19 protein-coding genes, 1 tRNA gene and 1 pseudogene are annotated in these 25,086 nt (G+C 69.4%); 12 read left to right on the top strand and 9 right to left on the bottom strand.

Annotated features, from left to right (window positions below; all coding sequences use genetic code 11):
• Nucleotides 1–25: 25 nt before the first annotated feature.
• Complete coding sequence (locus RLT59_RS29760; protein ID WP_311306261.1) at nucleotides 26–1,837, bottom strand: glycoside hydrolase family 35 protein; 1,812 nt, start codon at nucleotides 1,835–1,837, stop codon at nucleotides 26–28.
• Between the two features lie 256 nt (nucleotides 1,838–2,093).
• Here RLT59_RS29760 and RLT59_RS29765 point away from each other — a divergent pair, with 256 nt between their 5' ends.
• The 5 genes from RLT59_RS29765 to RLT59_RS29785 all read left to right on the top strand — a co-directional run bounded on the left by RLT59_RS29765 (nucleotide 2,094) and on the right by RLT59_RS29785 (nucleotide 7,803).
• Nucleotides 2,094–2,972, top strand: coding sequence for a helix-turn-helix domain-containing protein (locus RLT59_RS29765; protein ID WP_311307903.1), 879 nt, complete (start codon nucleotides 2,094–2,096; stop codon nucleotides 2,970–2,972).
• Between the two features lie 35 nt (nucleotides 2,973–3,007).
• A complete protein-coding gene (locus tag RLT59_RS29770) occupies nucleotides 3,008–3,340 on the top strand; it encodes a chorismate mutase (RefSeq protein WP_311306262.1) in 333 nt (110 codons plus the stop codon).
• Between the two features lie 102 nt (nucleotides 3,341–3,442).
• Nucleotides 3,443–5,947 carry an aminopeptidase N gene (pepN, locus tag RLT59_RS29775; RefSeq protein WP_311306263.1) on the top strand — a complete coding sequence of 835 codons (2,505 nt, stop codon included), beginning with the start codon at nucleotides 3,443–3,445 and terminating at the stop codon, nucleotides 5,945–5,947.
• A 165-nt stretch (nucleotides 5,948–6,112) separates the two neighbouring features.
• A complete protein-coding gene (locus tag RLT59_RS29780) occupies nucleotides 6,113–6,769 on the top strand; it encodes an RNA polymerase sigma factor (RefSeq protein ID WP_311306264.1) in 657 nt (218 codons plus the stop codon).
• Nucleotides 6,766–7,803: a CU044_5270 family protein gene (locus RLT59_RS29785; protein WP_311306265.1), complete on the top strand. Its 1,038-nt coding sequence runs from the start codon at nucleotides 6,766–6,768 to the stop codon at nucleotides 7,801–7,803. The genes RLT59_RS29780 and RLT59_RS29785 overlap by 4 nt, the downstream gene beginning before the upstream one ends.
• A gap of 52 nt (nucleotides 7,804–7,855) precedes the next feature.
• On the opposite strand, the gene RLT59_RS29790 is transcribed toward RLT59_RS29785, so the two are convergent.
• Entirely contained in the window at nucleotides 7,856–8,518 is a 663-nt protein-coding gene (locus RLT59_RS29790) for a TetR/AcrR family transcriptional regulator (protein WP_311306266.1), read from the bottom strand.
• A gap of 191 nt (nucleotides 8,519–8,709) precedes the next feature.
• On the opposite strand from RLT59_RS29790, the gene RLT59_RS29795 reads away from it, so the two are divergent.
• The 4 genes from RLT59_RS29795 (at nucleotide 8,710) to RLT59_RS29810 (ending at nucleotide 14,505) form a co-directional block, all read left to right on the top strand.
• Nucleotides 8,710–9,828, top strand: coding sequence for a serine hydrolase domain-containing protein (locus tag RLT59_RS29795; RefSeq protein WP_311306267.1), 1,119 nt, complete (start codon nucleotides 8,710–8,712; stop codon nucleotides 9,826–9,828).
• Nucleotides 9,829–10,147: 319 nt separating this feature from the next.
• Nucleotides 10,148–11,557 (top strand): pyridoxal phosphate-dependent decarboxylase family protein, encoded by a 1,410-nt coding sequence (locus RLT59_RS29800; RefSeq protein ID WP_311306268.1) that lies wholly within the window; start codon nucleotides 10,148–10,150, stop codon nucleotides 11,555–11,557.
• Nucleotides 11,554–12,981, top strand: coding sequence for a lysine N(6)-hydroxylase/L-ornithine N(5)-oxygenase family protein (locus tag RLT59_RS29805; RefSeq protein WP_311306269.1), 1,428 nt, complete (start codon nucleotides 11,554–11,556; stop codon nucleotides 12,979–12,981). The genes RLT59_RS29800 and RLT59_RS29805 overlap by 4 nt, the downstream gene beginning before the upstream one ends.
• 306 nt (nucleotides 12,982–13,287) lie before the next feature.
• Entirely contained in the window at nucleotides 13,288–14,505 is a 1,218-nt protein-coding gene (locus RLT59_RS29810; protein WP_311306270.1) for an IS110 family RNA-guided transposase, read from the top strand.
• A 177-nt stretch (nucleotides 14,506–14,682) separates the two neighbouring features.
• Here the strand turns inward: RLT59_RS29810 and RLT59_RS29815 are convergent, their stop codons facing one another.
• Nucleotides 14,683–16,506, bottom strand: coding sequence for a bifunctional metallophosphatase/5'-nucleotidase (locus RLT59_RS29815; protein ID WP_311306271.1), 1,824 nt, complete (start codon nucleotides 16,504–16,506; stop codon nucleotides 14,683–14,685).
• Between the two features lie 182 nt (nucleotides 16,507–16,688).
• On the opposite strand from RLT59_RS29815, the gene RLT59_RS29820 reads away from it, so the two are divergent.
• Together RLT59_RS29820 and pyk are read left to right on the top strand one after the other, a co-directional pair.
• Nucleotides 16,689–17,387: an SIMPL domain-containing protein gene (locus RLT59_RS29820; protein ID WP_311306272.1), complete on the top strand. Its 699-nt coding sequence runs from the start codon at nucleotides 16,689–16,691 to the stop codon at nucleotides 17,385–17,387.
• A gap of 125 nt (nucleotides 17,388–17,512) precedes the next feature.
• Nucleotides 17,513–18,946 carry a pyruvate kinase gene (gene pyk, locus RLT59_RS29825; RefSeq protein WP_311306273.1) on the top strand — a complete coding sequence of 478 codons (1,434 nt, stop codon included), beginning with the start codon at nucleotides 17,513–17,515 and terminating at the stop codon, nucleotides 18,944–18,946.
• Between the two features lie 6 nt (nucleotides 18,947–18,952).
• Here the strand turns inward: pyk and RLT59_RS29830 are convergent.
• Nucleotides 18,953–19,725: pseudogene (locus tag RLT59_RS29830) on the bottom strand (transcriptional regulator).
• A gap of 108 nt (nucleotides 19,726–19,833) precedes the next feature.
• Nucleotides 19,834–19,909: transfer RNA gene (locus tag RLT59_RS29835), tRNA-Leu, on the bottom strand.
• A gap of 98 nt (nucleotides 19,910–20,007) precedes the next feature.
• Here RLT59_RS29835 and RLT59_RS29840 point away from each other — a divergent pair.
• Complete coding sequence (locus RLT59_RS29840) at nucleotides 20,008–20,664, top strand: ANTAR domain-containing response regulator (protein WP_024492786.1); 657 nt, start codon at nucleotides 20,008–20,010, stop codon at nucleotides 20,662–20,664.
• An 80-nt stretch (nucleotides 20,665–20,744) separates the two neighbouring features.
• Here the strand turns inward: RLT59_RS29840 and RLT59_RS29845 are convergent, their stop codons facing one another.
• Genes RLT59_RS29845 through RLT59_RS29860 form a run of 4 tightly spaced genes read right to left on the bottom strand, consistent with a single transcriptional unit; the run spans nucleotide 20,745 to nucleotide 25,085 of the window.
• The gene (locus RLT59_RS29845; RefSeq protein ID WP_311306274.1) at nucleotides 20,745–21,461 is read right to left on the bottom strand and encodes an ABC transporter ATP-binding protein; all 717 of its coding nucleotides are present in this window, start codon (nucleotides 21,459–21,461) and stop codon (nucleotides 20,745–20,747) included.
• A complete protein-coding gene (locus tag RLT59_RS29850) occupies nucleotides 21,458–22,345 on the bottom strand; it encodes an ABC transporter ATP-binding protein (protein WP_311307904.1) in 888 nt (295 codons plus the stop codon). The genes RLT59_RS29845 and RLT59_RS29850 overlap by 4 nt, the downstream gene beginning before the upstream one ends.
• Nucleotides 22,346–22,350: 5 nt before the next feature.
• Nucleotides 22,351–24,150 carry a branched-chain amino acid ABC transporter permease gene (locus RLT59_RS29855; protein WP_311306275.1) on the bottom strand — a complete coding sequence of 600 codons (1,800 nt, stop codon included), beginning with the start codon at nucleotides 24,148–24,150 and terminating at the stop codon, nucleotides 22,351–22,353.
• Between the two features lie 5 nt (nucleotides 24,151–24,155).
• Entirely contained in the window at nucleotides 24,156–25,085 is a 930-nt protein-coding gene (locus RLT59_RS29860) for a branched-chain amino acid ABC transporter permease (RefSeq protein WP_024492782.1), read from the bottom strand.
• Between the last annotated feature and the right edge of the window lies 1 nt (nucleotide 25,086).

Here is a 25,086-nt window from a genome sequence, read left to right on the forward strand (position 1 = left end):
GCTCCCGCCCACAGTAGCGGGACTTTCAGGAAACACCCCGGGGCGTGTCCGCCGCACTCCGGGGCGGCAGCCCCGGGCCCAGCTCCGCGTACGGCGCGCCCGCGTCCTCCAGCTCCAGCACCCACACCTCGTTCTGCCCCTCCCGGAGCACCGGGCCCGGTACGTACAGCGTGTGCTGCGGGCCCGCCGACCAGTACCGGCCGAGGCAGAACCCGTTCACCCAGACGAACCCGCGCGTCCAGCCCGGCAGTTCGAGCCCGGCGTGCCCGGTGCCGGCCGCGTCCGCGAGCTCGAAGGAGCCCCGGTACAGGCCGCCGCGCCCCGACCCGTCGAGCGGGCCGAACGGGACACCGGCCACCGCCGCCGCGTCCTCGAACGCGTCCAGCCGCAGCGCCCGCGCCCGTACGCCGTGCAGGAACTGCCGTTCGTGCAGCACGCCCCCGGTGATCCCCTTGGCCTCGCCGAGGCGCGGACCGTAGTTGACCCGGCCCAGCGACTCGACCCACAGTTCGACCTCGGCGGGACCGGCCACCTGCTCCTTGAGCGTGCCGTCCTCCTCGCTCAGAACGCCCCTGCGGACACCGTCCACATACACCACCGCCCGGTCCCGGAGCCCCGACACCCCCAGGGCGTAGGGCCGTCGGGGACCCGGCACGCCGACCCGGTAGCGCACCAGACCGCGGTCCACCCCCAGCTCCTCGAAGGTGGGCGGGACACCGGACTCCGGCCGCTCCTCGTCCCCGAGCGCCTCCATCACGTCCCGTAGCGGCGCCCAGCCGGTCAGCGCCGCCCGCACCGGTCCGGCAAGCCCGGCGGGCTCCGGCGGCAGCTCCGGCAACGGCCCGTCCGCGTACTGGGCGAGGACCTTCCGGAACAGCCAGAACTTCTCCGTGGGCCGCCCGTACTCGTCGACCGGCGCGTCGTAGTCGTACGACGTCACCGTCGGCTGGAGCTCCTGGTCCTGGAGCGGGCCGCCTCGGTTGGCGCCCGCCCAGCCGCCGAAGTTCGTCCCGCCGTGCGCCATGTAGATGTTGACCGACGCCCCGCACTCGAGGATCTCCCGCAACGCCTGCGCGGCCTGCGCCGGATCGCGTACGACGGAGGGGGCGCCCCAGTGCTCGAACCAGCCGCACCAGAACTCCATGCACATCAGCGGGCCCCCGTCCCTATGACGCCGGAGCACCCGGAACGCCTCCCGCGCCCCCGAGCCGAAGTTCGCCGTGGCCAGCAGACCGGGCACGGAGCCGCCCGTGAGCATGTGGTCCTCCGGCCCGTCGGAGGTGAACAGCGGCACGCTCACGCCGTACTCGACGAGCATCGCGGCCAGCTGCCGCAGATAGTCCTGATCGCTGCCGTAACTGCCGTACTCGTTCTCCGCCTGGACCATGATCACCGGGCCGCCCCGGTCGATCTGCCGCTCCACGACCTGGGGCAGCAGCTCGGCGAACCACCGCCGTACCGCCTCCAGATACTCCGCGTCGCGGGTCCGCACCCGGCGGCCGTACCGCCCGGTCACCCACACCGGCAGACCACCGTTCTCCCACTCCGCACAGATGTACGGACCGGGGCGGACGATCGCCCACAGCCCGGCCCGCCGGACCGCGTCCAGGAACCGGCCCAGCGCCGCCACGTCCCGGAACCGGCCGGGCCCCGGCTCGTGGAGATTCCACGGCACATACGTCTCGACGCAGTTCAGGCCCATCGCCCGCAGCATCGACAACCGGTGATCCCACTGCGCCTCGTGCACCCGGAAGTAGTGCAGGGCACCCGACAGCAGCCGTACGGGCCGCCCGTCGAACCGGAAGTGGTCGTCGTCGCCCACCGTGAAATCAGCCATCGTGCTCGTTCTCTCCTGTGCGGGCGGTCCCGGAACGCCGTGCTCCGCGACCGGGTACGGGCCACCGGAACGCGGCACGTGTGACGGAGCGGGCGAACCCGGGAGGAATGTCGCGACCCAGCCTCACCCCCTGGCGTGCGGCCGGTCCATGGACAAAGATCATTGCTGTTTGGACGCAGCGCCGCCCGGGAGCGACGCCGTCCGCAAGCGGCACACCACCGGCGCCGCGGACGCGAGAACGGGGGAGCGAAGACCGATGTACCACACCTGGATGCGCTTCTTCACCCCGAGCCCGCTCCACCACCGCCTCGGCCTGGTCTGCCTCGGGGTGGGCCTCCAGCACGGCGCACTGCCCACCGTCGGCCCCCGCACCCTGGACCACCACGTCGCCGTCGTCATCAACTCGGGCAGCGGATGGTTCGCCGGACCCGACGGACGGCGGACCCCGGTCACCGGACCCAGCCTGATCTGGCTCACCCCCGGCACCCCGCACCACTACGGCGCCGACCCCGCCACCGGCTGGGACGAGAGCTTCGTCGACTTCACCGGCCCCGCCACCACCACGTACACCGAACTCGGCTACATCGAGCCGGACCGCCCCCTCGTCCCGCTCTCCGACACGGCGGCACCCCGCGCCGCCATCGGCCGGATGGTCCGGGCCGCCCGGCGCGGCAACCCCCTGCTCGAAGTGGAGACCGGCGCCGCCGTCCACGAACTGCTCGTCGCCCTGCGCCGGGCCCGCGCCGATGTCAGCCCCGACGGCGACCCGGTGCTCCAGGCCATGGCCCGGGACGCCTTCCAGCCGCTCTCCGTCGCCGAGCACGCCGCACGGCACGGGATGACCGCCGCCGAACTGCGCACGGCCGTCCGGCGCGGCGCGGGATGCAGCCCGAAGGACTACCTCCTCGGCATCCGGCTCGGCCGCGCCAAGGAGCTCCTCGCCACCAGCGACCTGCCCGTCGCGGCCGTCGCCCGCCGCGTCGGATACGACGATCCGGCGTACTTCTCCCGGCTGTTCGCCCGCCGCGTCGGCACCGCGCCGGTCCGCTTCCGCGAGCAGCAGGGCCGCAGTGTGCCGGGCGGCTGGAGCGACCGGGTGCCGGACCCCGACCACCCGCCGACGATCACTCCGTAGCACGCCCCGCCGGACAGGCTCTAAGCTCGACGACCATGACCACGAGCAACATCGACGATTCCGTAGGCGCCGAGCTGAACCGGCTGCGAGAGAGCATCGACAACATCGACGCGGCCGTCGTCCACATGCTGGCCGAGCGCTTCAAATGCACCCAGCAGGTTGGTCACCTCAAGGCCGCCCACCAGCTTCCCCCCGCCGATCCGGCCAGAGAGTCCCGCCAGATCGCCCGGCTCCGGCAACTGGCGGAGAGCGCACACCTGGATCCGGCGTTCGCCGAGAAACTGCTGAACTTCATCGTGGCCGAGGTCATCCGCCACCACGAGCGCATCGCGGAGGAATCGGTACACGGCGCGAACGCCGGTACCTGAGCGCGCCGCCGGGGCCCGTCGCCCCGGCGCCCCGCCCCCGGCCCGCTCAGCCCGCCGCGAACCCGCCTGCACCCCGCACACCGCATACGGCAGCATGGGGTCATGTCCGTACTGATGCGCGACGAAGCGCAGACCCGAGCCCAGTTCCTCGACGTACAGCGGTACACGATCGACCTCGATCTGACCGCGGGGGAGGAGACCTTCGACTCCCGTACCCTCATCCGGTTCACCGCCCGCGCGGACGGTGACACCTTCGTCGAGATCAAGCCCGCCACCCTGCGCTCGATCAGCCTCGACGGGCAGCCGCTCGACCCCGCCGACCTCGACGGCAACCGCTTCCCGCTCACCGCCCTGACCAGCGGCGAACACGAACTCCGCGTCGACGCCGCCATGCGCTACTCCCGGACCGGCGAAGGCATGCACCGCTTCACCGACCCCACCGACAACGAGACCTACGTCTACACCCAGCTCTTCATGGAGGACGTCCAGCGCGTCTTCGCCGCGTTCGACCAGCCCGACCTCAAATCCGTCTTCGCGCTCACCGTCACCGCCCCCGAAGGCTGGACCGTCCTCGGCAACGGCATCACAGAACACACCGGGAACGGCCGCTGGACCATCGCCCCCACGCCGCCGATCTCCACCTACCTCGTCGCCGTCGCCGCGGGCCCCTGGCACTCCGTGACCACCGAACACGCCGGACTGCCCTTCGGCATCCACTGCCGCGCCTCCCTCGCACCCCACCTCGACGCCGACGCCGACGAGATCCTCGACATCACCCGGGCCTGCTTCGACCGGTTCCAGGAGAAGTTCGACGAGCCCTACCCGTTCGACTCCTACGACCAGGCCTTCGTCCCCGAATTCAACGCGGGCGCCATGGAGAACCCCGGCCTCGTCACCTTCCGCGACGAATTCGTCTACCGCTCCGCCGTCACCGACACCGAGCGCCAGACCCGCGGCATGGTCATCGCCCACGAGATGGCCCACATGTGGTTCGGAGACCTCGTCACCCTCGCCTGGTGGGACGACATCTGGCTCAACGAGTCCTTCGCCGAGTACATGGGCTACCAGACCCTCTCCGAAGCCACCGCCTACACCGACACCTGGGTCGACTTCGGCGTCGCCCGCAAGAGCTGGGGCTACGACGCCGACCAGCGCCCCTCCACCCACCCCGTCGCCCCCGACCCCGCCGCCGTCCCCGACACCGCCTCCGCGATGCTCAACTTCGACGGCATCTCCTACGCCAAGGGCGCCTCCGCCCTCCGCCAACTCGTCGCCTGGCTCGGTGAGAAGGACTTCCTGGCCGGCATCAACACCCACTTCGCCCGCCACAAGTTCGGCAACGCCACCCTCGCCGACTTCATCGACAACCTGGCCTCCGCCACCGACCGCGACGTCCACACCTGGGCGGACCAGTGGCTGCGCACCACCGGAGTCGACACCCTCACCCCGCACATCACAGAGGCCGACACCACCTGGTCCCTCACCGTCGACCACCGGGGCACCCGCCCCCACCGCATCACCGTCGGCACCTACGACCACGCCATCGACACCCAGTCCGGCCCCGACCGGCTCGTCCCGCGCGACCGCTTCGACATCGGCATCCCCCAGGACGACGCCCCCACCACCCGGCCCGGCCGCCGCCCCGCCCTCGTCGTCCTCAACGACGGCGACCTCACCTACGCCAAGGTCCGCCTCGACCCGGACTCCTGGAACACCGCCCTGCGCAGCCTCTCCGGCATCCCCGACGCCCTCACCCGGGCCGTCATCTGGAACGCCGCCCGCGACATGGTCCGCGACGGCGAACTCGCCCCCGCCACCTACATCGAGGCCGCCCGCACCCACCTCCCGCACGAAACCGACCTCGCACTCCAGCAGGGCGTCCTCACCTTCGCCACCACCCAGATCGCCGGACGCTACCTCACCCCCGACGACCGCCCCGCCGCCCTCACCACCCTCACCGCCCTCTGCCGCGACCTCATCCGCCGCACAGAGGACGGCAGCAACCCCGGCCTCCGCCTCATCGCCGTCCGCCACCTCATCGACGCCGCCACCCAGCCCGACGCCATTCAGGACTGGCTCACCGAAGGCACCGTCCCCGGCGGACCCGAACTCGACGCCGAACTCCGCTGGCGCGTCCTCACCCGCCTCGCCGTCCTCGGCGCCGCCGACGAAACCGCCATCGCCGCCGAACTCGACCAGGACCCCAGCGCCACCGGCCAGGAAGGCGCCGCCCGCTGCCGCGCCGCCCTGCCCACCGAAGAGGCCAAGGCCGCCGCCTGGCAGGCCATGTTCACCGACGACAGCCTCTCCAACTACCTCTTCACCGCCGTCGCCCAGGGCTTCTGGCAGCCCGAACAGGCCGACCTCCTCAGCCCGTACGTACCCCGCTACTACCCCGAGGCGACCCAGCTCGCCGTCCGCCGCGGACCCGCCATCGCGGAGGCCGCCGGACGCTACGCCTTCCCCGCGTACGCCATCGACGCCCACAGCCTCCACCTCGGCGAACAGGCACTCACCGACCAGGCCCTGATCCCCGCCCTGCGCCGCAAGCTCGCCGACCAGATCGACGACCTGCGCCGCGCCCTCGCCGTCCGCGACGCCCACTGACCGGACCGGAGAACCCGCACCACCCGTGCCCGGCCCGCCCTCACCCCGAGGGCGGGCCGGGCACGGCCCTTGGTGCGCCGGGCAGACCGCAGGGCCGTGCCCGCGAAACCCCATCCGGTGACACACGTCACAGGAACCCGCCGGGCCGGTCGGACATCAATCCACGTGACTCATTCAATCCCCGCCCGTCTCCGCGAAGGTGACCCGGCCGCGCTGGCCGAGGCGTTCCGGGAACACGCGGACGCCGTGTACCGCCATGCCCTGTGGTCCACCGGCAACTGGTCCACGGCCGAGGACGTCGTCTCCCTCACCTACCTGGAGGCGTGGCGCTCGCGCGAGCGGCTGCGCCCGGAGGAGACCGACAGCCTGCGCCCGTGGCTGCTGGGCATCGCCACCAACGTGCTGCGCAACACGGCACGTTCGGCCCGGCGGCACCGCAGAGCCCTGGCCCGGATGGAGCGCCCGGACACCGTCCCGGACCTCGCGGAAGAGGTGACCGGGCGGCTGGCGGACGCCGAACAGCTGGCGGCGGCCAAGGCGGCGCTGGAGGGGCTGCGGCGCACCGAGCGCGAGGTGTTCACCCTGTGCGTCTGGGGCGGACTGGACTACGCGTCCGCCGCCGAGGCCCTGGGCATACCCGTCGGCACCGTGCGCTCCCGGCTGTCCCGCGCCCGCGCCAAGCTGCGCGACGCGGTGCGGCATCCGGCCCCCCGGCGCGACGGCACGCGGAGTACATCCGGCCGGGAACTCCCCGGAGGCAGCGGACAAGTACAGCACGTAGACAGCATTCTGGCCCGAACCACCCAGGAGAACCCCGCATGAACGCCTTGTTCCGGCACCGCTCCGGCGCCGCCGCCCCGTCCTCCGGTCCGGCGGCCGAAGACCGCGCAGAACTCGACGCACTGCGTGAGATGGCCCCGCCCCCCGGCGCCCCCCGGCTCTCGCCCACCCGTCACGCGGAGCTCGAAGCGCACCTGATGAACGCGGTCAACGACACGACCGCCACGTCCGGCACCGCGAAGCGCATCAAGTCCCGCTCCGCCACCGGCCGCGCGTCGGGCTTCGGCCGGCTCACACCCGGCCGGTCGATCTCCCTCGGCGTGGCCGCCGCCGTCGTCGCGGCGACCGTGGCGGGGTTCGCCGTCACCGGCAGCAGCGGCCAGACGGCCGTCGCCGCGCCCGCCCCGCTCAAGGTGGAGAGCTCCCGGGCCACCGTGCCGCTCGCCACCGTCGCGAAGCGGGCTGCCGCCCTCGCCGGCTCCGGCGGCGCCGCACGCCGGGGGACCCACCGCCGGGAGTGGGCCATGGGGATGTGGGGCGACGGCAAGCACGAGCCGGAGCAGGTGCCGGTGATCGAGTCCCGCGACCGCTACAACGCCGACGGCAGCGGGGAGGCCCAGCGCATCGAGGACGGCCGGGTCGTCCACCGCACGCGGCTGCCCGCGGGTTCGTGGAAGGAGTCCGCGTCCTACGTGAACACCCCCCCGACCACCGCCGGCGGCCTCGCGGACTACCTGGCGGAGGAGAACTCCGACACCCGGGGCAGCGCGTACTGGACGGTGGACTCCCTGGAGGCGCTGCTGCGTGAGTGGACGCCGGGCCCCGCCCAGACGGCCGCGATCGACGGACTGCTCGCCGAGCAGCCCGGACTGCGTGCCATCGGCCCGGTCAGGGACCGCGCGGGGCGCCAGGGCCAGGCGTACGCCGCGGACTTCAAGGGGACGGTGCGCTGGACGGTCATCCTCGACGAGCACACCGGACGCGTCCTGGGCACGGAGCTCTCCAGCATCAGGACCGACCCGAAGACGCGGCTCGAACCCGGTGACGTCGAGCAGTACGACGCCTACCTGGACTGAGGCCGCACCGCCCGGTCACGGCCGTCCCGTGCGCCCTGGGGCGGGACGGCCCTCAGCCGCGACGGACCGCCGCGGCCTCCACCTGGGCGAGCTGGGCGGCCAGCAGCTCCACGAACGCTTCGCGGCGGTCCACCCCGAGGGGGCGGACGTCACGGGCGAAGTGCGACAGGGCGGGGAAGCGCTCGGGGTCCGCGCCGAGCACCGCGACACGGAACAGTTCCATGCCCTGGTCGTACTCCTGGGGCGTGATCGTGCTGACCCCGGCCTCCGAGGCGACCAGCGCGGAGATGAGGACCGCGATCCGGTGATAGTGCGCCGGGACCTCCTCGTCGGGCAGACCCGACGCCCGCAGATCCTGCAGCACCGCTTCCATCACCAGCCGGGAACCGGCGCCGCTCGACGCGTAGCGCCCCCAGACCGAGGCGAGCTGGGGCTGCCGGCCGAAGGCCTCCCGCAGCCGCAGGCCCAGGGCGGTGATGCGCTGCTTCCAGTCACCCTCGGGGCGGTAGCCGTCCATGGCGGCCAGCAGAATCCGGTCGGCGACCGCGCGCAGCAGCTCGGTCTTGCTGCGGAAATGCCGGTAGAGGCTGGAGGAATCGGTCCCGAGGACCGCGGCCAGCTTGCGCACGCTGAACGACTCGGCATCGCCCGTGCGCAGCAGCTCCGCCGCCGCGTCCAGGATCTCCTCGGTCGACCAGCGCCTTCTCCCTGCCATCCCGTTCCTCTCGTCGGCTCCCAGCCTAACTTACGCACCTGGTGTTGCACGCACCGCGTGCATAATGAGTACATGGGCATGCCGGGCCGCCGGCGAGCGGACCACCGGCCTGCCCTCGTGCCCCGCCACCCGCGCCCGGGTCGCACGACCGATACGGACGGTCACCCCAGGACCACGAAAGGACACCGCCCGTGAGGAACGCACTGGATACCGCCCAACTGGAAACCGCCCTCGAACACGTCCACCGCGCCGGAATTCCGGGCCTGTTCGCCGAAATACGCGACGGCGACCAGATCTGGCGCGGCGCCGCCGGGGTCGCGGACACCACCACCGGACGCCCCGTCACCGCCGACATGCGCCACCGCGTCGGCAGCATCACCAAGACCTTCACCGCCGCCGCCGTACTGCAACAGGTCGACAGCGGCCGGATCGGCCTCGACACACCGATCGGCCAGTACCTCCCGGCGCTCGTTCCCGGCGAACGCGGCGAGACGATCACCGTCCGGATGCTCATCAACCACACCAGCGGCCTCGCCGAGTACCTCCCCTACGCCTATCCCTCCCTCAAGGGATTCCCCAACGCCGCGCACACCCGGCCGGAGAGCCTCGACGACAACCGGTTCACCCGGTTCCACGCCGCCGAACTCATCGCGTTGGGAGTCGGCGCACCCGCCACCGGCGCCCCGGGCAGCACACCGGGCATCTACTCCAACACCAACTACCTGCTCCTCGGTGAACTCCTGGAACACATCACCGGCACCACCGTTCAGCAGTGCATCACCCGCAACGTCATCGAACGCGCCGGACTCCGCGACACCGAACTCCCCACCGGACCGCACATCGAAGGACCGCACTCACAGCTCTACGAGGCCTGGTTCGGCATGATCGACCCGCCGCGCGACTACAGTGTCTTCGACATGTCATGGGTGGGACCGGCGGCCGGACTGATATCGACCGTCACCGACCTCAACCGCTTCTACGGCCAGCTCCTGGCCGGCGAGATCGTCAGCCAGGCAGCACTGACCCAGATGCGACGCACCGTCCCGGTCATCTCCCAGGACGGAAAGACCATCGAATACGGCCTCGGCCTGTACCCGACCGAAGCCCCTGACCAGCCCGCCTTCTGGGGCCACGGCGGCTCGGCCTGGGGAGCCGGAGCCCTGACCATGACCCGTGCCGACGGCAACCGCCAGATGTCCGTCGCGGTGAACCTCCAGAGATGGAACACCCTCGACCCCTCCGGCAAGCCGCAGCCCCACCCCATCGACGCCGCACTCGCGGCCTTCTGCCGACTGGCGATGTACGGCTGACCCAACCGGCGGAACACCCCCGCTCCACAGACCCGATCGGGCCCCGGCGAACACCACTGGGCGCCCGATCGTCGGCGTTCCGGCGGCGTACGCCGACCGTCCGCACCCGGTCACGCCCCCACGCCCGCCCGAGCGTCAGAGCCCCGGCCAAGCACCCCATCACGGCCACGCACCCATACCACCCCAACCGCCACCAACCCGCCCCCCTCGCACATCCATCCCCCTTTCGAGTTCAGATCACCGCACTCACCGGCCACGCCACCCAAAACCCGGACAAGCTGGGATGTCCACCCATGCGCTCCGAAGGGCCACCACCTCCATGCCCACCCCGCCCCTCGCCGGAGGCACCACCGGCCCCGCCGCTCTGCGCCCCCTCATCGACACCGTGCTCACCGCACTCCACGACGGCGCCCGCCGACGCGACGGCCCCCTCCCCGCAGGCGGCCCCGACACCGTCACCCCCCACCTCCGCACCGCCCTGCACCCCGTCATCCCCGACCAGGGCACCGGCGCCCACCACGCACTCACCACCCTCATCACCGCCCTCACCGAAGGCGCGGCGGACCCCGCAGACCCACTCTGCGCGGCACACCTCCACACCCCGCCCCTCGCCCTCGCCGCCGCAGCCGACCTCGCCGCATCTGCCCTCAACCCCTCCATGGACTCCTGGGACCAGGCCCCCGCCGCCTCCGCCCTCGAAGCCGACCTCACCACCGCACTCGCCGCCGAGATCTACCCCCACCACACCGCACCCGACGCCCTCGTCACCACCGGCGGCACCGAAGCCAACCAACTCGCGCTGCTCCTCGCCCGCGAACGCCACGGCCCCATCCAGACCATCAGCGGCGCCAACGCCCACCACAGCATCACCCGCGCCGCCTGGCTCCTCGGCCTCCCCACACCCCTCACCATCCCCGCCCCCACCGGCGTCATGGACCTCACCGCCCTCGACAACACCCTCACCCGCCTCCGCGAGCGACCCGGCACCCCCGTCCTCGTCACCGCCACCGCAGGCACCACCGACACCGGCCAGATCGACCCCCTCGCCGAAATCGCGGCCCTCTGCACCACCCACGGCGCCGAACTCCACATCGACGCCGCCTACGGCGGCCCCCTCCTCTTCAGCCCCACCCACCGCAACAAGGTCCACGGCCTCGACCGCGCCCACAGCGTCACCCTCGACCTGCACAAACTCGGCTGGCAACCCGCCTCCGCAGGCATCCTCGCCGTCCCGGACCACCACCACCTCGACGCCCTCCACCACCACGCCCCCTACCTCAACGCCGACGACGACACCGAAGCCGGCCTCCCCGACCTCCTCGGCCGCTCCCTGCGCACCACCCGCCGCCCCGACGCACTCAAGATCGCCGTCACCCTCCAGGCCCTCGGCCGCACCGGACTGGCCGACCTCATCGACCGCACCTGCGCCGCCGCCCACCACCTGGCCGACCTCATCACCAAAACCCCCACCCTCGACCTCTACGACCACCCCACCATCTCCACCGTCCTCTTCCGCCCCACCGACGCCCCCGACCACACCGTCGCCACCATCCGCCGCACCCTCCTCACCCGCGGCCACGCCGTACTCGGCCGCACCCACGCCCACGGCCGCCTCTGGTTCAAAGCCACCCTCCTCAACCCCCACACCACCCCCCACGACCTCAGCAAACTGCTCGACCTTGTCACCCACCTCGCCACAGAGATCACGGAAGGCAGCACCCCCCGATGACAGCCCGGCCACCCAGGCCCGACCGGCCCGCACCCGACACCGACCAGCCCCACGACCTCGTCGGCATCGGCATCGGCCCCTTCAACCTCTCCCTCGCCGCCCTCGCCCACGGCATCCCCCACCCCCTCGCCGCCGCCTTCTACGAACAACGCCCCGCCTTCCACTGGCACCCAGGCCTCCTCATCGACGGCGCCAGCCTCCAAGTCCCCTTCCTCGCAGACCTCGTCACCCTCGCCGACCCCACCAGCCCCTGGACCTTCCTCAACTACCTACGCACCCGCGACCGGCTCTTCCCCTTCTACTTCGCCGAGCGCTTCCACATCCAACGCGCCGAATACGACGCCTACTGCCGCTGGGTCACCGAACAACTCCCCGGCCTCCACTTCGGCCACCAGGTCGACGCCATCCGCTGGAACACCGAACGCGCCCTCTTCGAAGTCGACTTCACCCAACTCGACGCCCACGGCGAAGCCGAAGCCCTCGGCCGCGCCCACACCCGCCACATCGCCCTCGGCGTCGGCACCGAACCCCACATCCCCGAACCCCTCAAACCCCTCGCGGAAGCCGGATCAGTCCCCGTCATCCACTCCGCCGACTACCTCCACCACCGCGAACAACTCCTCAACGCCGAACACATCACCGTCATCGGCTCAGGCCAGTCCGGCGCCGAAATCTTCCTCGACCTGCTGCGCGCCCGCCCCGCCGGACACGAAAAACTCCACTGGCTCGCCCGCACCCCCGCCTTCGCACCCATGGAGTACTCCAAACTGGGCCTCGAACACTTCACCCCCGACTACACCCGCTACTTCCACGCCCTCCCCGAACCCGTACGCGACGAACTCGTCCCCCACCAATGGCAACTCCACAAGGGCATCGACCACGACACCATCACCGCCATTCACGAAGAGCTCTACCGCCGCACCCTCCACGGCGGCTGGCCCGACGCCACCCTCACCCCCGGCGTCCGCGTCCGCACCGCGGGCCGCGTCGCCACCACCCGCGTCGAACTCCACCTCGAACACACCCAGCAAGGCACCTGCTCCCGCCTCACCACCGACGCCGTCGTCCTCGCCACCGGCTACCGCGAACGCCCCCTCGACCAGATGCTCGACGGCCTCCGCACCCGCCTGCGCCGCGACAGCTCCGGCCGCCCCCGCATCGACGAGCAGTTCCGCCTCGAACTGGACCCCGCCATCACCGGCAACATCTACGTACAGAACGCCGAACGCCACACCCACGGCGTCGGCGCCCCCGACCTCGGCCTCGCCGCCTGGCGCAGCGCCACCATCCTCAACAACCTCACCGGCACCACCGCCTACCACCTGCCGCAACGCACCGCCTTCACCACCTTCGGCCTCACCCCGCACACCCCGAACATCCCCACCCAAGCCCCCACCCACACCCCACTCGTCCAGAGCAACTGACACCCCCCCGCCCCACCCCGGCACACAGAGAAGCGGCCGCTCCCCCCGTTATGTTTTTCGCGGTCCTGCAATGGGGCCGCTGGCCTCCGGGCCCGGCATGACTGTGTCCCCCTGTCGAAGACATGACCTGGGGGGTGGTGTCACCGGGCCCGGGGGTATTCGTCGGAGACGCTGATCAGAGGTCCGGCCACCGTCCGGTCCGGCGCAACGCCGGACAGCTCGCGGGCGGCAGGTCTGCATAACGTGGATGCGCGAGCACGACACCCGAGCCGAGGCCAGCACCGTCAAAACCCCTGGAAGGGCGCGATGTTCGAGATCGAAGACGTGGGCGTGTTCCTCGGCCTGGACGTCGGCAAGTCCGCCCACCACGGACACGGACTCACCCCGACCGGGAAGAAGGTTTTCGACAAGCCGCTGCCCAACAGCGAACCCAAGCTGCGGGCCGTGTTCGACAAGCTGACCGCGAAGTTCGGCACCGTCCTGGTCATCGTGGACCAGCCCGCCTCGATCGGCGCCCTGCCCCTGGCCGTCGCCCGCGATGCCGGCTGCCGCGTCGCCTACCTGCCCGGCCTGGCGATGCGGCGCATCGCCGACCTCTACCCAGGAGAGGCCAAGACCGACGCCAAGGACGCAGCCGTCATCGCGGACGCCGCACGAACCATGCCGCACACCCTGCGCTCGCTCGAACTGACCGACGAGATCACCGCCGAGCTGACCGTACTGACCGGCTTCGACCAGGACCTCGCCGCCGAGGCCACCCGCACCAGCAACCGGATACGCGGCCTGCTCACCCAGTTCCACCCCTCCCTGGAACGCGTCCTGGGACCGCGCCTGGACCACCAAGCCGTCACCTGGCTCCTGGAGCGTTACGGCTCCCCGGCCGCCCTGCGCAAGGCCGGCCGCAGCCGGCTCGTGGAACTGATCCGCCCGAAGGCCCCACGCATGGCCGCTCGACTGATCGATGAGGTCTTCGACGCGCTCGACGAGCAGACCGTCGTCGTCCCGGGCACCGGCACCCTCGACATCGTCGTCCCCTCCCTGGCCGCTTCCCTGACCGCCGTGCACACCCAACGCCGGGCTATGGAAGCCCAGATCAACGCCCTGCTGGAGGCCCACCCTCTTTCCCAGGTCCTGACCTCGATGCCCGGCGTCGGCGTCAGGACCGCCGCTGTCCTGCTGACCACCGTCGGCGACGGCACCAGCTTCCCCACCGCCGCACACCTGGCCTCCTACGCCGGCCTCGCACCGACGACAAAGTCGTCGGGCACCTCGATCCACGGCGAACACGCACCCCGAGGCGGCAACCGCCAGCTCAAACGCGCGATGTTCCTCTCCGCCTTCGCCTGCATGAACGCCGATCCGGCCTCCCGGACCTACTACGACAGACAACGAGCCCGCGGCAAAACCCACACCCAAGCCCTCCTCCGCCTCGCCCGCCAACGCATCAGCGTCCTGTCCGCCATGCTCCGCGACGGCACCTTCTACGAATCCCGGACACCGAAGGACATCGAGCTCGCCGCATAACCCCAGCAACCCGAACCACACCAAACCCGACAGGGCCGCCTTGACGAAGGACATAGAGGCACCCCCCCCCGCCCCACCCCGGCACACAGAGAAGCGGCCGCTCCCCCCCCACAAGGAAAGGAGACGGCCGCCCCACCACAGACCCAGAAGAACCACAGACCCAGAAAGGCCCGAGCCCTAGAACACCGGCGTACCGTCCCGCGTCAGCCGCCAGTCCACCGAAGCGAACTGCGCACCGTCCACCGAACCCTTCGCCTGCACCCACGCGATAATGGTGTTCCGGATCTCCTCCGAATTCGCCCACAACTGCTTCGCACCCGGCACATGCGGGAAGTTGCCCCCACCACTCGCCCGGTAGTTGTTCACCGCCAGCACGAACTGCGCCGCCGGATCAATCGCCTTACCCTGGAACGAAAGACCGACAATCCGCGAACCATTCGGCTTCGCGATGTCGATCTCATACGTCAGACCCGACACCGCGTCATAGTTGTAATCCGGCGTGTTGTCCGCGTTCGTCAGCTTCGCCGTATCCACCGGAGCACCGGCCGCCGTCTGCACGTAATACCGCGCCGAGAACTCCAGATAATCCTTGACCTGCGCCCCCGTCACCAACCGCGCCTCAAGGGTGTTCTCGAACGGATACAGACCTGCCGCATCCTTGATCGTCACATCACCGGCCGGGATCTGCGCCGTACGCGAGAAGCAGGACGCCTGCGACAGCACCGGAAGCGACGCGTACTCACCACCCGCCAACGCCTCCTTCACCGTCTCCGCCTGAACCACATTGATCAGATCGATGATCGGCTCGTCCTTCCACGCCGCCTCGGCCGTCGTCATCGCCGCCGTCGACGTACCGATCACCTGGTTGACGTACGCCACGACCTTCTTGTGCTCGTCCGCCAGCAGCCGCGTGATCCGCTTGTCCTCCGCCGCCGTGTTGGAGTTCAGCACCTGCGAACCGGCCTTCTCGACCACCCAGCGGCCCTTCTCCCACACCAGATCGAAGTCGAACAGCGTCAGCCGCTGCCCCCACTTCAACGGCTCGGAGAGTACGACCTTCTTACCGGTCTCCTTGTTCTCCACGAAGTACTCGGGAATCTCCAGATGCGCGTGACCCACCAGAATCGCGTCGATCCCCGGCACCTGCTCCGCCACCAGACCCGCGGCATTCTCCACGTACGGAATCTGATCCCCGTACGACGACGTCCCGCTGTTCCCCGAATGCGCCGACACGATCACCACATCCGCACCCATCGAGCGCAGCCGGGGCACGAACTTCGCCGCCTGCTCCTCAAGCCCCGGGAACACCATCTTGCCGCCGACGTTCACCTTGTCCCAGATGGCGATACCCGGATTCGTCAGCCCCAGGATCGCCACCTTCACATCCCGGCCGTGCGGCGTACGCAGCTTCTTGATCACATACGGCGCGAACGCCGGCTTCAGCGTCTTCGCGTCCAGCGCGTTCGCACCCAGCAGCGGGAAGTCACACTGCTCCTCGAACCTGCGCAGCACCGGAATGCCGTAGTTGAACTCATGGTTGCCCAGCGCCGCGGCGTCGTAGCCGATCACGTTCATCGCCTGCGCCATCGGATGCACCGGACCACGCTTCGCGGTGATCGGATCGATCTTCGCGTAGTAGTACGACAACTGCGTGCCCTGGATCGTGTCACCCGCATCGATCATCAGGGTGTTGTGACGGCCCTTCTCCCGACGCACCTGCTCCACCAGCGTCGAGATCTTCGCCAGACCGACGTCGTTGTGATCCTTGTCGTCGAACTCCTGGTCCGTGAAGTAGTCCCAGTTGAAGACGTTACCGTGCAGATCCGTCGTGCCCATCACAGTGAACGAGTACCGCTTCTGCGGACGCCCATGACCATGACCGTGTCCGTGCCCATGCCCGTGACCGTGCGCCTCGGCAGGAACCGCTCCACCGCCCACGATCGCGACACCGGCACCCGCCGCGGCCGATGTGCCCAGGAACGTCCTTCGGTTCAGCGGCATCTCGTCTCCCACATCTCAGTTCTCGTCCGTACCCAGTGCTCTCGCCGCACAACGCGCGTAGACCTCGCACCCGCGTGAACAACGCGCGTAGATAATCACCCACGCACCACACCCGGCAACACCCCCAGCAGGTCTCGTTTCGATGACCACCGGCTGTCGTACCCGAGTGCGACAGTTGACCCATGACCGACACCCCGTACTCCTACGGCACCCCCGACCACCCCCGCCTCGCCGTCCGCGGCGAAGCCCGACTGGAGATCGACCCCGAGATCGCCCGCGTCGTCATCACCGTCAGCGCCCGCGGAAAAGACCGCCGCGCCGCCCTCGAAGACCTCACCCGACGCAACACCACCGTCCTCGAACTCGCCCGCACCTATGGAGAAGCCGTCGAGAAACTCGAAACCGGCGCCTTCTCCATCACCCCCGAACTCACCCAGCGCGGCCGCGACGAGAAGATCCGCGCCTACCTCGGACGCGTCCACATCACCGCCGTACTCGGCGACTTCACCGCACTCGGTGAATTCACCACCCGCATCGCCGACCTCGACATGACCCGCATCGACGGCCCCTGGTGGGCCCTGCGCCCCAGCTCACCCGCCCACGGCGAAGCCCGCCGCCAAGCCGTACGCGAAGCGGTCCAGCGCGCCCGCGAATACGCCGACGCCGTCGGCGCCCAGCTCGCCGCCCTCGTCGAACTGGCCGACCTCGGCGCCGAGAACGCCGCCCCCGCCCCGCCCCCGGCCTCCGGCGGCTACGGCGCCCCCCGCGGATTCGCCGGCGCACCGGCAGAAGCCGCCCCCGCACTCGACCTCGAACCACAACGCCAAACGGTCCGTGCCCAGGTGAACGCCCGCTTCATCATGACCCCACCGAACCTCTGAACAGAATGCTCATCCGAGCACCCCGCCGCACAATTCAACACTTGTCAAAAAGCCTTCATTCAAAGGATGTTGAGGAGTCATCCCGAGCCAATTCGCTACCCGTAGGTAAGGTTTAGGCTCAAACCATGCGCCGAGCAAAAATCGTTTGCACCCTAGGACCCGCCACCGACACATATGACCAGATCAAGGCCCTGGTCGAGGCGGGTATGGACATCGCCCGCCTCAACCTCAGCCACGGCACCTACGCCGAACACGAAGAGCGCTACCACCGAGTACGCAAAGCATCCGACGAAGCCGGACGCAGCGTCGGAATCCTCGCAGACCTTCAAGGCCCGAAGATCCGCCTCGGACGCTTCCGCGAAGGACCCGTACTCCTTGAACGCGGCGACGACTTCACCATCACCGTCGAACCCATGGAAGGCGACCGCCATACCTGCGGCACCACCTACGAAGGCCTCAACACCGACGTCACCCCCGGCGAACGCATCCTCATCGACGACGGTCGCGTCACCCTCGAAGTCACCGGAGTCGACGGACCCCGCGTCCACACCACCGTCATCGAGGGCGGCATGGTCTCCGACCACAAGGGACTCAACCTCCCCGGCGTCGCCGTCTCCGTCCCCGCCCTCTCCGAAAAGGACATCGACGACCTCCGCTGGGCCCTGCGCACCGGCGCGGACATCATCGCCCTCTCCTTCGTACGCAGCGGACGCGACATCGAACCCGTCCACCGCGTCATGGACGAGGAAGGCCGCCGCCTCCCCGTCATCGCCAAGGTCGAGAAGCCCCAGGCCGTCGAGAACATCGACGACATCGTCGCCGCCTTCGACGGCATCATGGTCGCCCGCGGCGACCTCGGCGTCGAAATGCCCCTGGAACAGGTGCCGATCGTCCAGAAGCGCGCCGTCAAGCTCGCCAAGCGCAACGCCAAACCGGTCATCGTCGCCACCCAGATGCTCGACTCGATGATCGACAACTCCCGCCCCACCCGCGCCGAGGCCTCCGACGTCGCCAACGCCGTCATCGACGGCACGGACGCGGTCATGCTCTCCGGCGAGACCAGCGTCGGCAAATACCCCATCGAGACGGTCCGCACGATGTCCCGCATCGTCGAAGCCGCCGAAGAGGACATCCTCGTGAAGGGCCTCCCGCCGCTCACCGACCGCAACAAGCCCCGCACCCAGGGCGGCGCGGTCGCCCGCGCGGCGGCGGAGATGGGCGACTTCCTCGGCGCGAAGTTCCTGGTCGCCTTTACCCAGAGCGGCGACACGGTCAAGCGCCTCTCCCGCTACCGCTCGCCCATCCCGCTCCTGGCCTTCACCCCGGACCCGGCCACCCGCTCCCAGCTGAACCTCACCTGGGGCGTGGAGACGTTCCTGGGCCCGCACGTGGACTCGACGGACGCGATGGTCGCCCAGGTCGACGAGGAACTGCTGAAGATCGGCCGCTGCCGGAAGGGCGACGTCGTGGTCATTACGGCCGGCTCCCCGCCCGGCGTCGCGGGCTCGACGAACCTGGTGCGCGTGCACCACATCGGTGAGGACGACAGCCCGAAGTAGGGCAGCTCAGAATTTCGGCCCGACGTGTGCATCCATGAGCGCCACGGATGCCCGTCGGGCGACGGAGATGTTCTCGCTGTTCGGCTGCTTCCACTCCACTCCCACCTGGTCCAGTGTGCTCGTGAAGAGACTCAGAATGTCGGCTGACAGGTTGGTGAAGAAGTAGCGGGGGTACTCATAGCGCCTTGTCTGACCCCTGACGAGTCGACTTGTCCAATTGGTGATCCGGCAGCCGTCGGAGTGGATCAGGCCTCGGATGAACTCCCACGGGTGGGCAGCAACGATGTCCTGCTGCCAGGCAACGAGGGAGATCTCACGTTCGTGTTTCTTGCCGGGACCGTGCTGGGGAAAGAGGCAGGGCCAGTGTTTGCTGAAACACGTGACGTACTGACAGCCCGGACTTGGCACCAGGCCCACCTTGTTGGCCGGTCGCGCGATCTGTACGGCCTCGACGCAGGCGGCGATGAGGCCGGGCCATGCGTCGGCACACGCGATACGGAGGGAGTAGACACCTCGCCTGCCCGCACTGACACAGCCGTCGCCGAGGTAGAGGCCGAGGAGGTACGCGTACGCGGCCGGGGTGTCGGGGTGTCGGGGTGTCCGGGCGTGTCACCGCATCGAGGGCATTCGCGGCCGCGCGCGTATTCGAGGGGCTCGATTCGCACGAGCCAGGAACGGATGGCCGCTCGTGAAATGCCGGTTTGCTTGCTTACGGAGTTCTGGCTGAAGCCCTGATCGAGGAGGGCCAGCGCGTGCTTACGTGTTTGAAGGTTGTACACACGGCCGAGCCTGCTCCGAGCGGGACGCTCCGAGGGGAAACGGCATTGCAGTCACACGATCATGTGAACCTGTGGCGTTTCCCTGCGACCTTGGAATCCAAGGAAAAGTGCCCCGAGTCGGACTCGAACCGACACTGTATGGGTTTTGAATCCATTGCCTGCTGCCAAATTGGGCTACCGGGGCTAGCACAATCGAAGGTCTCGTTCGACCCGCTGCGCGACCACCATACCGCAGCTAGGTAGGCTCAAGGGAGCAGTACCTGCCCTGAGCCAAGGAGCCCCGTGACCACCCCCGAGTCGCCCCAGCCCGTAGACGCGTCCGACGACGACAAGTCGCACGTCCCGCCGCTGACGACCCGCGTCGTCATCGCTGAGGACGAGGCGCTCATCCGCCTCGACCTGAAAGAGATGCTGGAGGAAGAGGGGTACTCCGTCGTCGGTGAGGCCGGTGACGGGCAGCAGGCTGTCGAGCTGGCCCGGGAGCACAAGCCGGACCTGGTCATCCTCGATGTGAAGATGCCGGTCCTCGACGGGATCTCCGCCGCCGAGAAGATCGCCGAGGAGTCCATCGCACCGGTCCTGATGCTCACCGCGTTCTCGCAGCGCGACCTCGTGGAGCGGGCCCGGGACGCCGGGGCGATGGCGTACCTGGTGAAGCCGTTCAGCAAGAGCGACGTGGTGCCGGCCATCGAGATGGCGGTGTCGCGGTTCGCGGAGCTGAAGGCGCTGGAGGGCGAGGTCGCGGACCTGTCGCAGCGGCTGGAGACCCGGAAGCTGGTGGACCGGGCGAAGAGCATTCTGCAGACGGACTACGGGCTCTCCGAGCCCGCGGCGTTCCGCTGGATCCAGAAGACGTCGATGGACCGGCGGCTGTCGATGCAGCAGCTGGCCGAGGCGTTGATCGAGGACGCCGAGGAGAAGAAGAAGGCGGCAGAGTAGCTCAGGCTCCGTACGGTACGGAGAAGGCCCGCGCCCCGGATGCAGTCCGGGGCGCGGGCCTTCTCCATGTGCGTACGGGCTCAGTCCTCGCCGAGGTAGGCCTTGCGGACGGACTCGTCGTGGAGGAGGTCCGAGCCGGTGCCGGAGAGGACGATCTTGCCGACCTCCATGACGTGGCCCTGGTCGGCCAGGGAGAGCGCGGCCTGGGCGTTCTGCTCGACGAGCAGGATCGTGGTGCCCTGGGACTTGAGCTCGACGATGGTCTCCATGATCTTCTGCATCATGATCGGGGAGAGGCCCATGGAGGGTTCGTCGAGCATCAGGAGCTTGGGCTGGCACATCAGGGCCCTGCCCATGGCGAGCATCTGCTGTTCGCCGCCCGAGAGGGTGCCGGCGGCCTGCTTTCGGCGTTCCCCGAGGATGGGGAAGAGGTCGTAGGCGCGCTGGATGTCCTTTTCGATGCCTGCTCTGTCGTTGCGGAGGTAGGCGCCGAGCTGGAGGTTCTCGGTGATCGTCAGCCGGGGGAAGATGTGGCGGCCCTCGGGGGAGTGGGCGAGGCCCAGTGCGACGATCTTGTGGGCGGGGATGCCGGTCAGCGGCTTGCCCTCGAACAGGACGCGGCCGTCGAGGGGCTTGAGCAGTCCGGAGAGGGTGCGCAGGGTGGTGGTCTTGCCCGCACCGTTGGTGCCGATCAGGGTGACGACCTGGCCGGCTTCGACGCTGAAGGAGATGCCCTTGACGGCTTCGATCTTGCCGTAGGCGACGCGGAGGTCCTCGACCTCTAGCAGTGCGGTCATCGGGTGTCCTCCTCCTCGGTGCTGGTGGTGGTTGTGGTGCTCTTGGTGGCGACGGCTTCTGCGGCTTCGACCTCGGCGATCTCCTCGGCGCCGGGGGCGCCTTCGAAGGGGGTGCCGAGGTAGGCGGCGACGACGCGTTCGTCGCTCTGGACGACGTCCGAGGTGCCTTCGACGAGCTTCTCGCCCTGGACGAGCACGGTGACGCGGTCGCAGAGGTTGAAGATGAAGCGCATGTCGTGCTCGATGACGAGTACGGCGATGCCCTGGTCGCGGATGGCGAAGATGAGCTCTTCGGTGACCCGGGTTTCCTGCGGGTTCATGCCGGCGGTGGGCTCGTCCAGGAGGAGGAGGCCGGGGTCGCTGGCGAGTGCGCGGGCGATTTCCAGCTTGCGCTGGTCTCCGTAGGGGAGGTTGCGCGCGAGGTGGTCGGCCTTGTCCTGGAGGCCGATGAACTCCAGGAGTTCCATGGCGCGTTCCCGGCTGGCGTTCTCGGCCTTGGTGAAGCCGGGGAGGCGCAGGAGGGCGGACCAGAGGCCTTCCTTGGTCCTGGTGTGGCGTCCGACGAGGACGTTCTCCAGGACGGTCATGTTGGCGAAGAGCCGGATGTTCTGGAAGGTGCGGGCGATGCCTGCCTGGGTGACGAGGTGGGGTTTGGGCGGCAGGACGGTGCCCTTGTAGCTGACCTTGCCCTCGGTGGGGACGTAGAGGCCGGTGAGGCAGTTGAAGAAGGTGGTCTTTCCGGCGCCGTTGGGGCCGATGAGGCCGACGATCTCGCCTGCGTTGACGGTGAGGTCGACGTTGTGGACGGCGGTGAGGCCGCCGAACCGCATGGTGACGCCGCTGGCGTCGAGCACGGGGGTGCCGGTTTTCGTGGTGGTGGTCATGGTGGTCACGCCCCCGCCTTGGCGATGCCGGCGTCGACGTCGTCGGACTTCCGCGGTTCCGGTACGTCGAGCTGGTCGGTCTCGTGGAATTCGAGCTGCTTCCTGCGGTCGGCGACCAGTCCTTCGGGGCGCAGGCGCATCAGGAGGATGAGTGCGATGCCGAAGAGGAAGAGCTGGTAGTCCTGCATGAACTGGAGTTTGGCCGGGATGAGGTAGAGCAGTGCGGCGCCGACGAGGGGTCCGCTGAGGGTTCCCATGCCGCCGAGGATGACGGCGGCGAGGAGGAACGCGGAGTTCGGGGGTACGGAGCCGGCGAACTGGTACTGCTCGGGTGTGACCGTGTAGTTGACGTGCGACTGTACGGTTCCGGCGAGTCCGGCGAGGGTGGCGCCGAGGGCGAAGGCGAGCAGCTTGAGCCGGAAGGCGTTGATGCCCATGGCGGTGGCGGCGGTTTCGTCCTCGCGGATGGCGACCCAGGCGCGGCCGATGCGGGATTCTCCGGAGCGGCGGAAGACGAGGACGACGACGGCGGTGAAGACGAGCATGAGCAGGTAGTAGTTGGCTGACCTGCCGAGGGTGAAGCCGCCGATGTCGTGCTTGAGTCCGAAGTCGATGCCGAAGAGGTTGAGGTCGGGGATGCTCGGGATGCCCTGGGAGCCGTTGGTGAGGTCGGGTCCGCTGTTGCCGTTGAGGTTGTTCACGGTGAGGCGGAAGATTTCACCGAAGCCGAGTGTGACGATGGCGAGGTAGTCGCCGCGTAGTCGCAGGGTGGGGGCGCCGATGAGGACGCCGAAGATGAGTGAGGCTCCCGCGCCGGTGAGGACGGCGGCCCAGAAGGGGAATTCGACGCCGATGGCCGACATGGTGGAGCCGGAGACCAGGGCGGCGGCGTAGGCGCCGACGCCGAGGAAGGCGACGTAGCCGAGGTCGAGGAGGCCGGCGAGGCCGACGACGACGTTCAGGCCGAGTGCGACGGTCGCGAAGATGAGGATGTTGGCGCCGATGAGCGCGTATTCCTCTTTCTGCTGGGTGAAGGGGAAGCAGACGGCTGCGACGAGGGCGGCGGTGAGGGTGATGTTGCGGTGCTTCGAGGTCAGCGCGGTGATGCGGGAGATGAGTCCGGCGCGGTTCAGTGCGGTGAAGGCGAAGGCGGCGGTGATGAGGAAGCCGATGAAGAGTTCGGTGTAGTCGGTGTCGACGCCGTAGGCGAAGACGTAGAGGCCGATGCCGAAGGTGATGGCGATGATGAGGATTTCGGCCCAGGCGGGGAGGGGGGTGGCGCGGCGGGCGGAGGGTGCGGCGAGGCCGTTGCGGAAGCGCTGCCAGCCGGAGTCCGGGGTTCCGGTGTCGGGGAGTGGCTGGTCGGCGGGGAGTCCGTGGGCGGCGATGACGGCGATGAGGGAGCCGATGCCGCTGACCCAGGCGCCGGGTTCGAGGTTGACGACGCCGCCGAGGTCGTAGGTGATGGCGCCGATGGTGTAGCCGGTGGTGCCGAAGGTCCCGAGTGCCAGGAGGCGTACGGGGCTGTTGGTGCCGCCGGGGGTGAGCCAGCCGAGGCCGCGGATGCCGTACCCGGAGAGGGTGAGGAGCAGGGTGAGTGCGGCGCCGATGAGGGTGAGGACCTGGAGGCCGCCGGGGTAGCCGGTGACGGTGAGGTCGCCGGGGAACTGGTCGGTCCAGGTCCAGGCGAGGAAGGTGCCCGCGAGGGTGATGGCCGCGCCTGCGGTGGTGGCGATGCGGGCCGCGGGGGCGGGCATCGGGATCAGGGCGGTGGCGGGGGGCGTGGTGGTGGTGTTGGTGGTCATCCGTATCACGCCCGATCCGCGACGCGTTCGCCGAGCAGGCCCTGGGGGCGGAGCAGCAGGACGATGATGAGGAGGACGAAGGCCCATACGTCCTTCCAGGCGCCGCCGCCGAAGAGTTCCATGCCGGGAACGTCGCTCATGTAGCCGGTGGCGAGTGATTCGGCGATGCCGAGTACGACGCCGCCGAGCATGGCGCCGTAGATGTTGCCGATTCCGCCGAGTACGGCTGCGGTGAAGGCTTTGAGGCCCATGATGAAGCCCATTTTGAAGCCGATCTGGCCGTTTTTGAGCCCGTAGGCGACGGCGGCGACGGCTGCGAAGGCGGCACCGATGGCGAAGGCCATGACGATGATGCGGTCGGTGTTGATGCCCATGAGCTTGGCGGTGTCGGGGTCCTGGCTGGTGGCCTGCATGCCTCGGCCGGCGCGGGTCTTGGAGACGAAGAGGCCGAGGGCGATCATGCAGACGGGTGCGCTGATGAGGACGAAGAGGTCGCCGCGCTGGATGTGGGCGCCGAAGATGTCGAGGGCGTCGCCCTTGAACTGGGGGAAGGAGCGGTCCTTCTTGGCGTCCGGGTACCACTTCCAGATGGCTTGCTGGAGGGCGAGGGAGAGGCCGATGGCCGTGATGAGGGGGGCCAGTCGTGGTGCGTTGCGCAGGGGCCGGTAGGCGAAGCGTTCGGCGGCGGCGCTGATGGCGACGGAGCAGATGACGCCGCCGATGATCATGAGGGGGATGATTGCGAGGAGGTTGGCGCCGGCCGGCATCCAGAGGTAGACGGTGAGGGCTCCGAAGCCTCCGATCATGAAGATCTCGCCGTGGGCGAAGTTGATGAGCTGGATGATTCCGTAGACCATCGTGTAACCGATCGCGATGAGACCGTACATCGCGCCGAGGATGAGTCCATTGGCCAGCTGTTGCGGCAGTTCGTGCACC

Origin of the sequence: Streptomyces sp. ITFR-6 (assembly GCF_031844725.1) — a bacterium.
Taxonomy (GTDB): Bacteria; Actinomycetota; Actinomycetes; order Streptomycetales; family Streptomycetaceae; genus Streptomyces.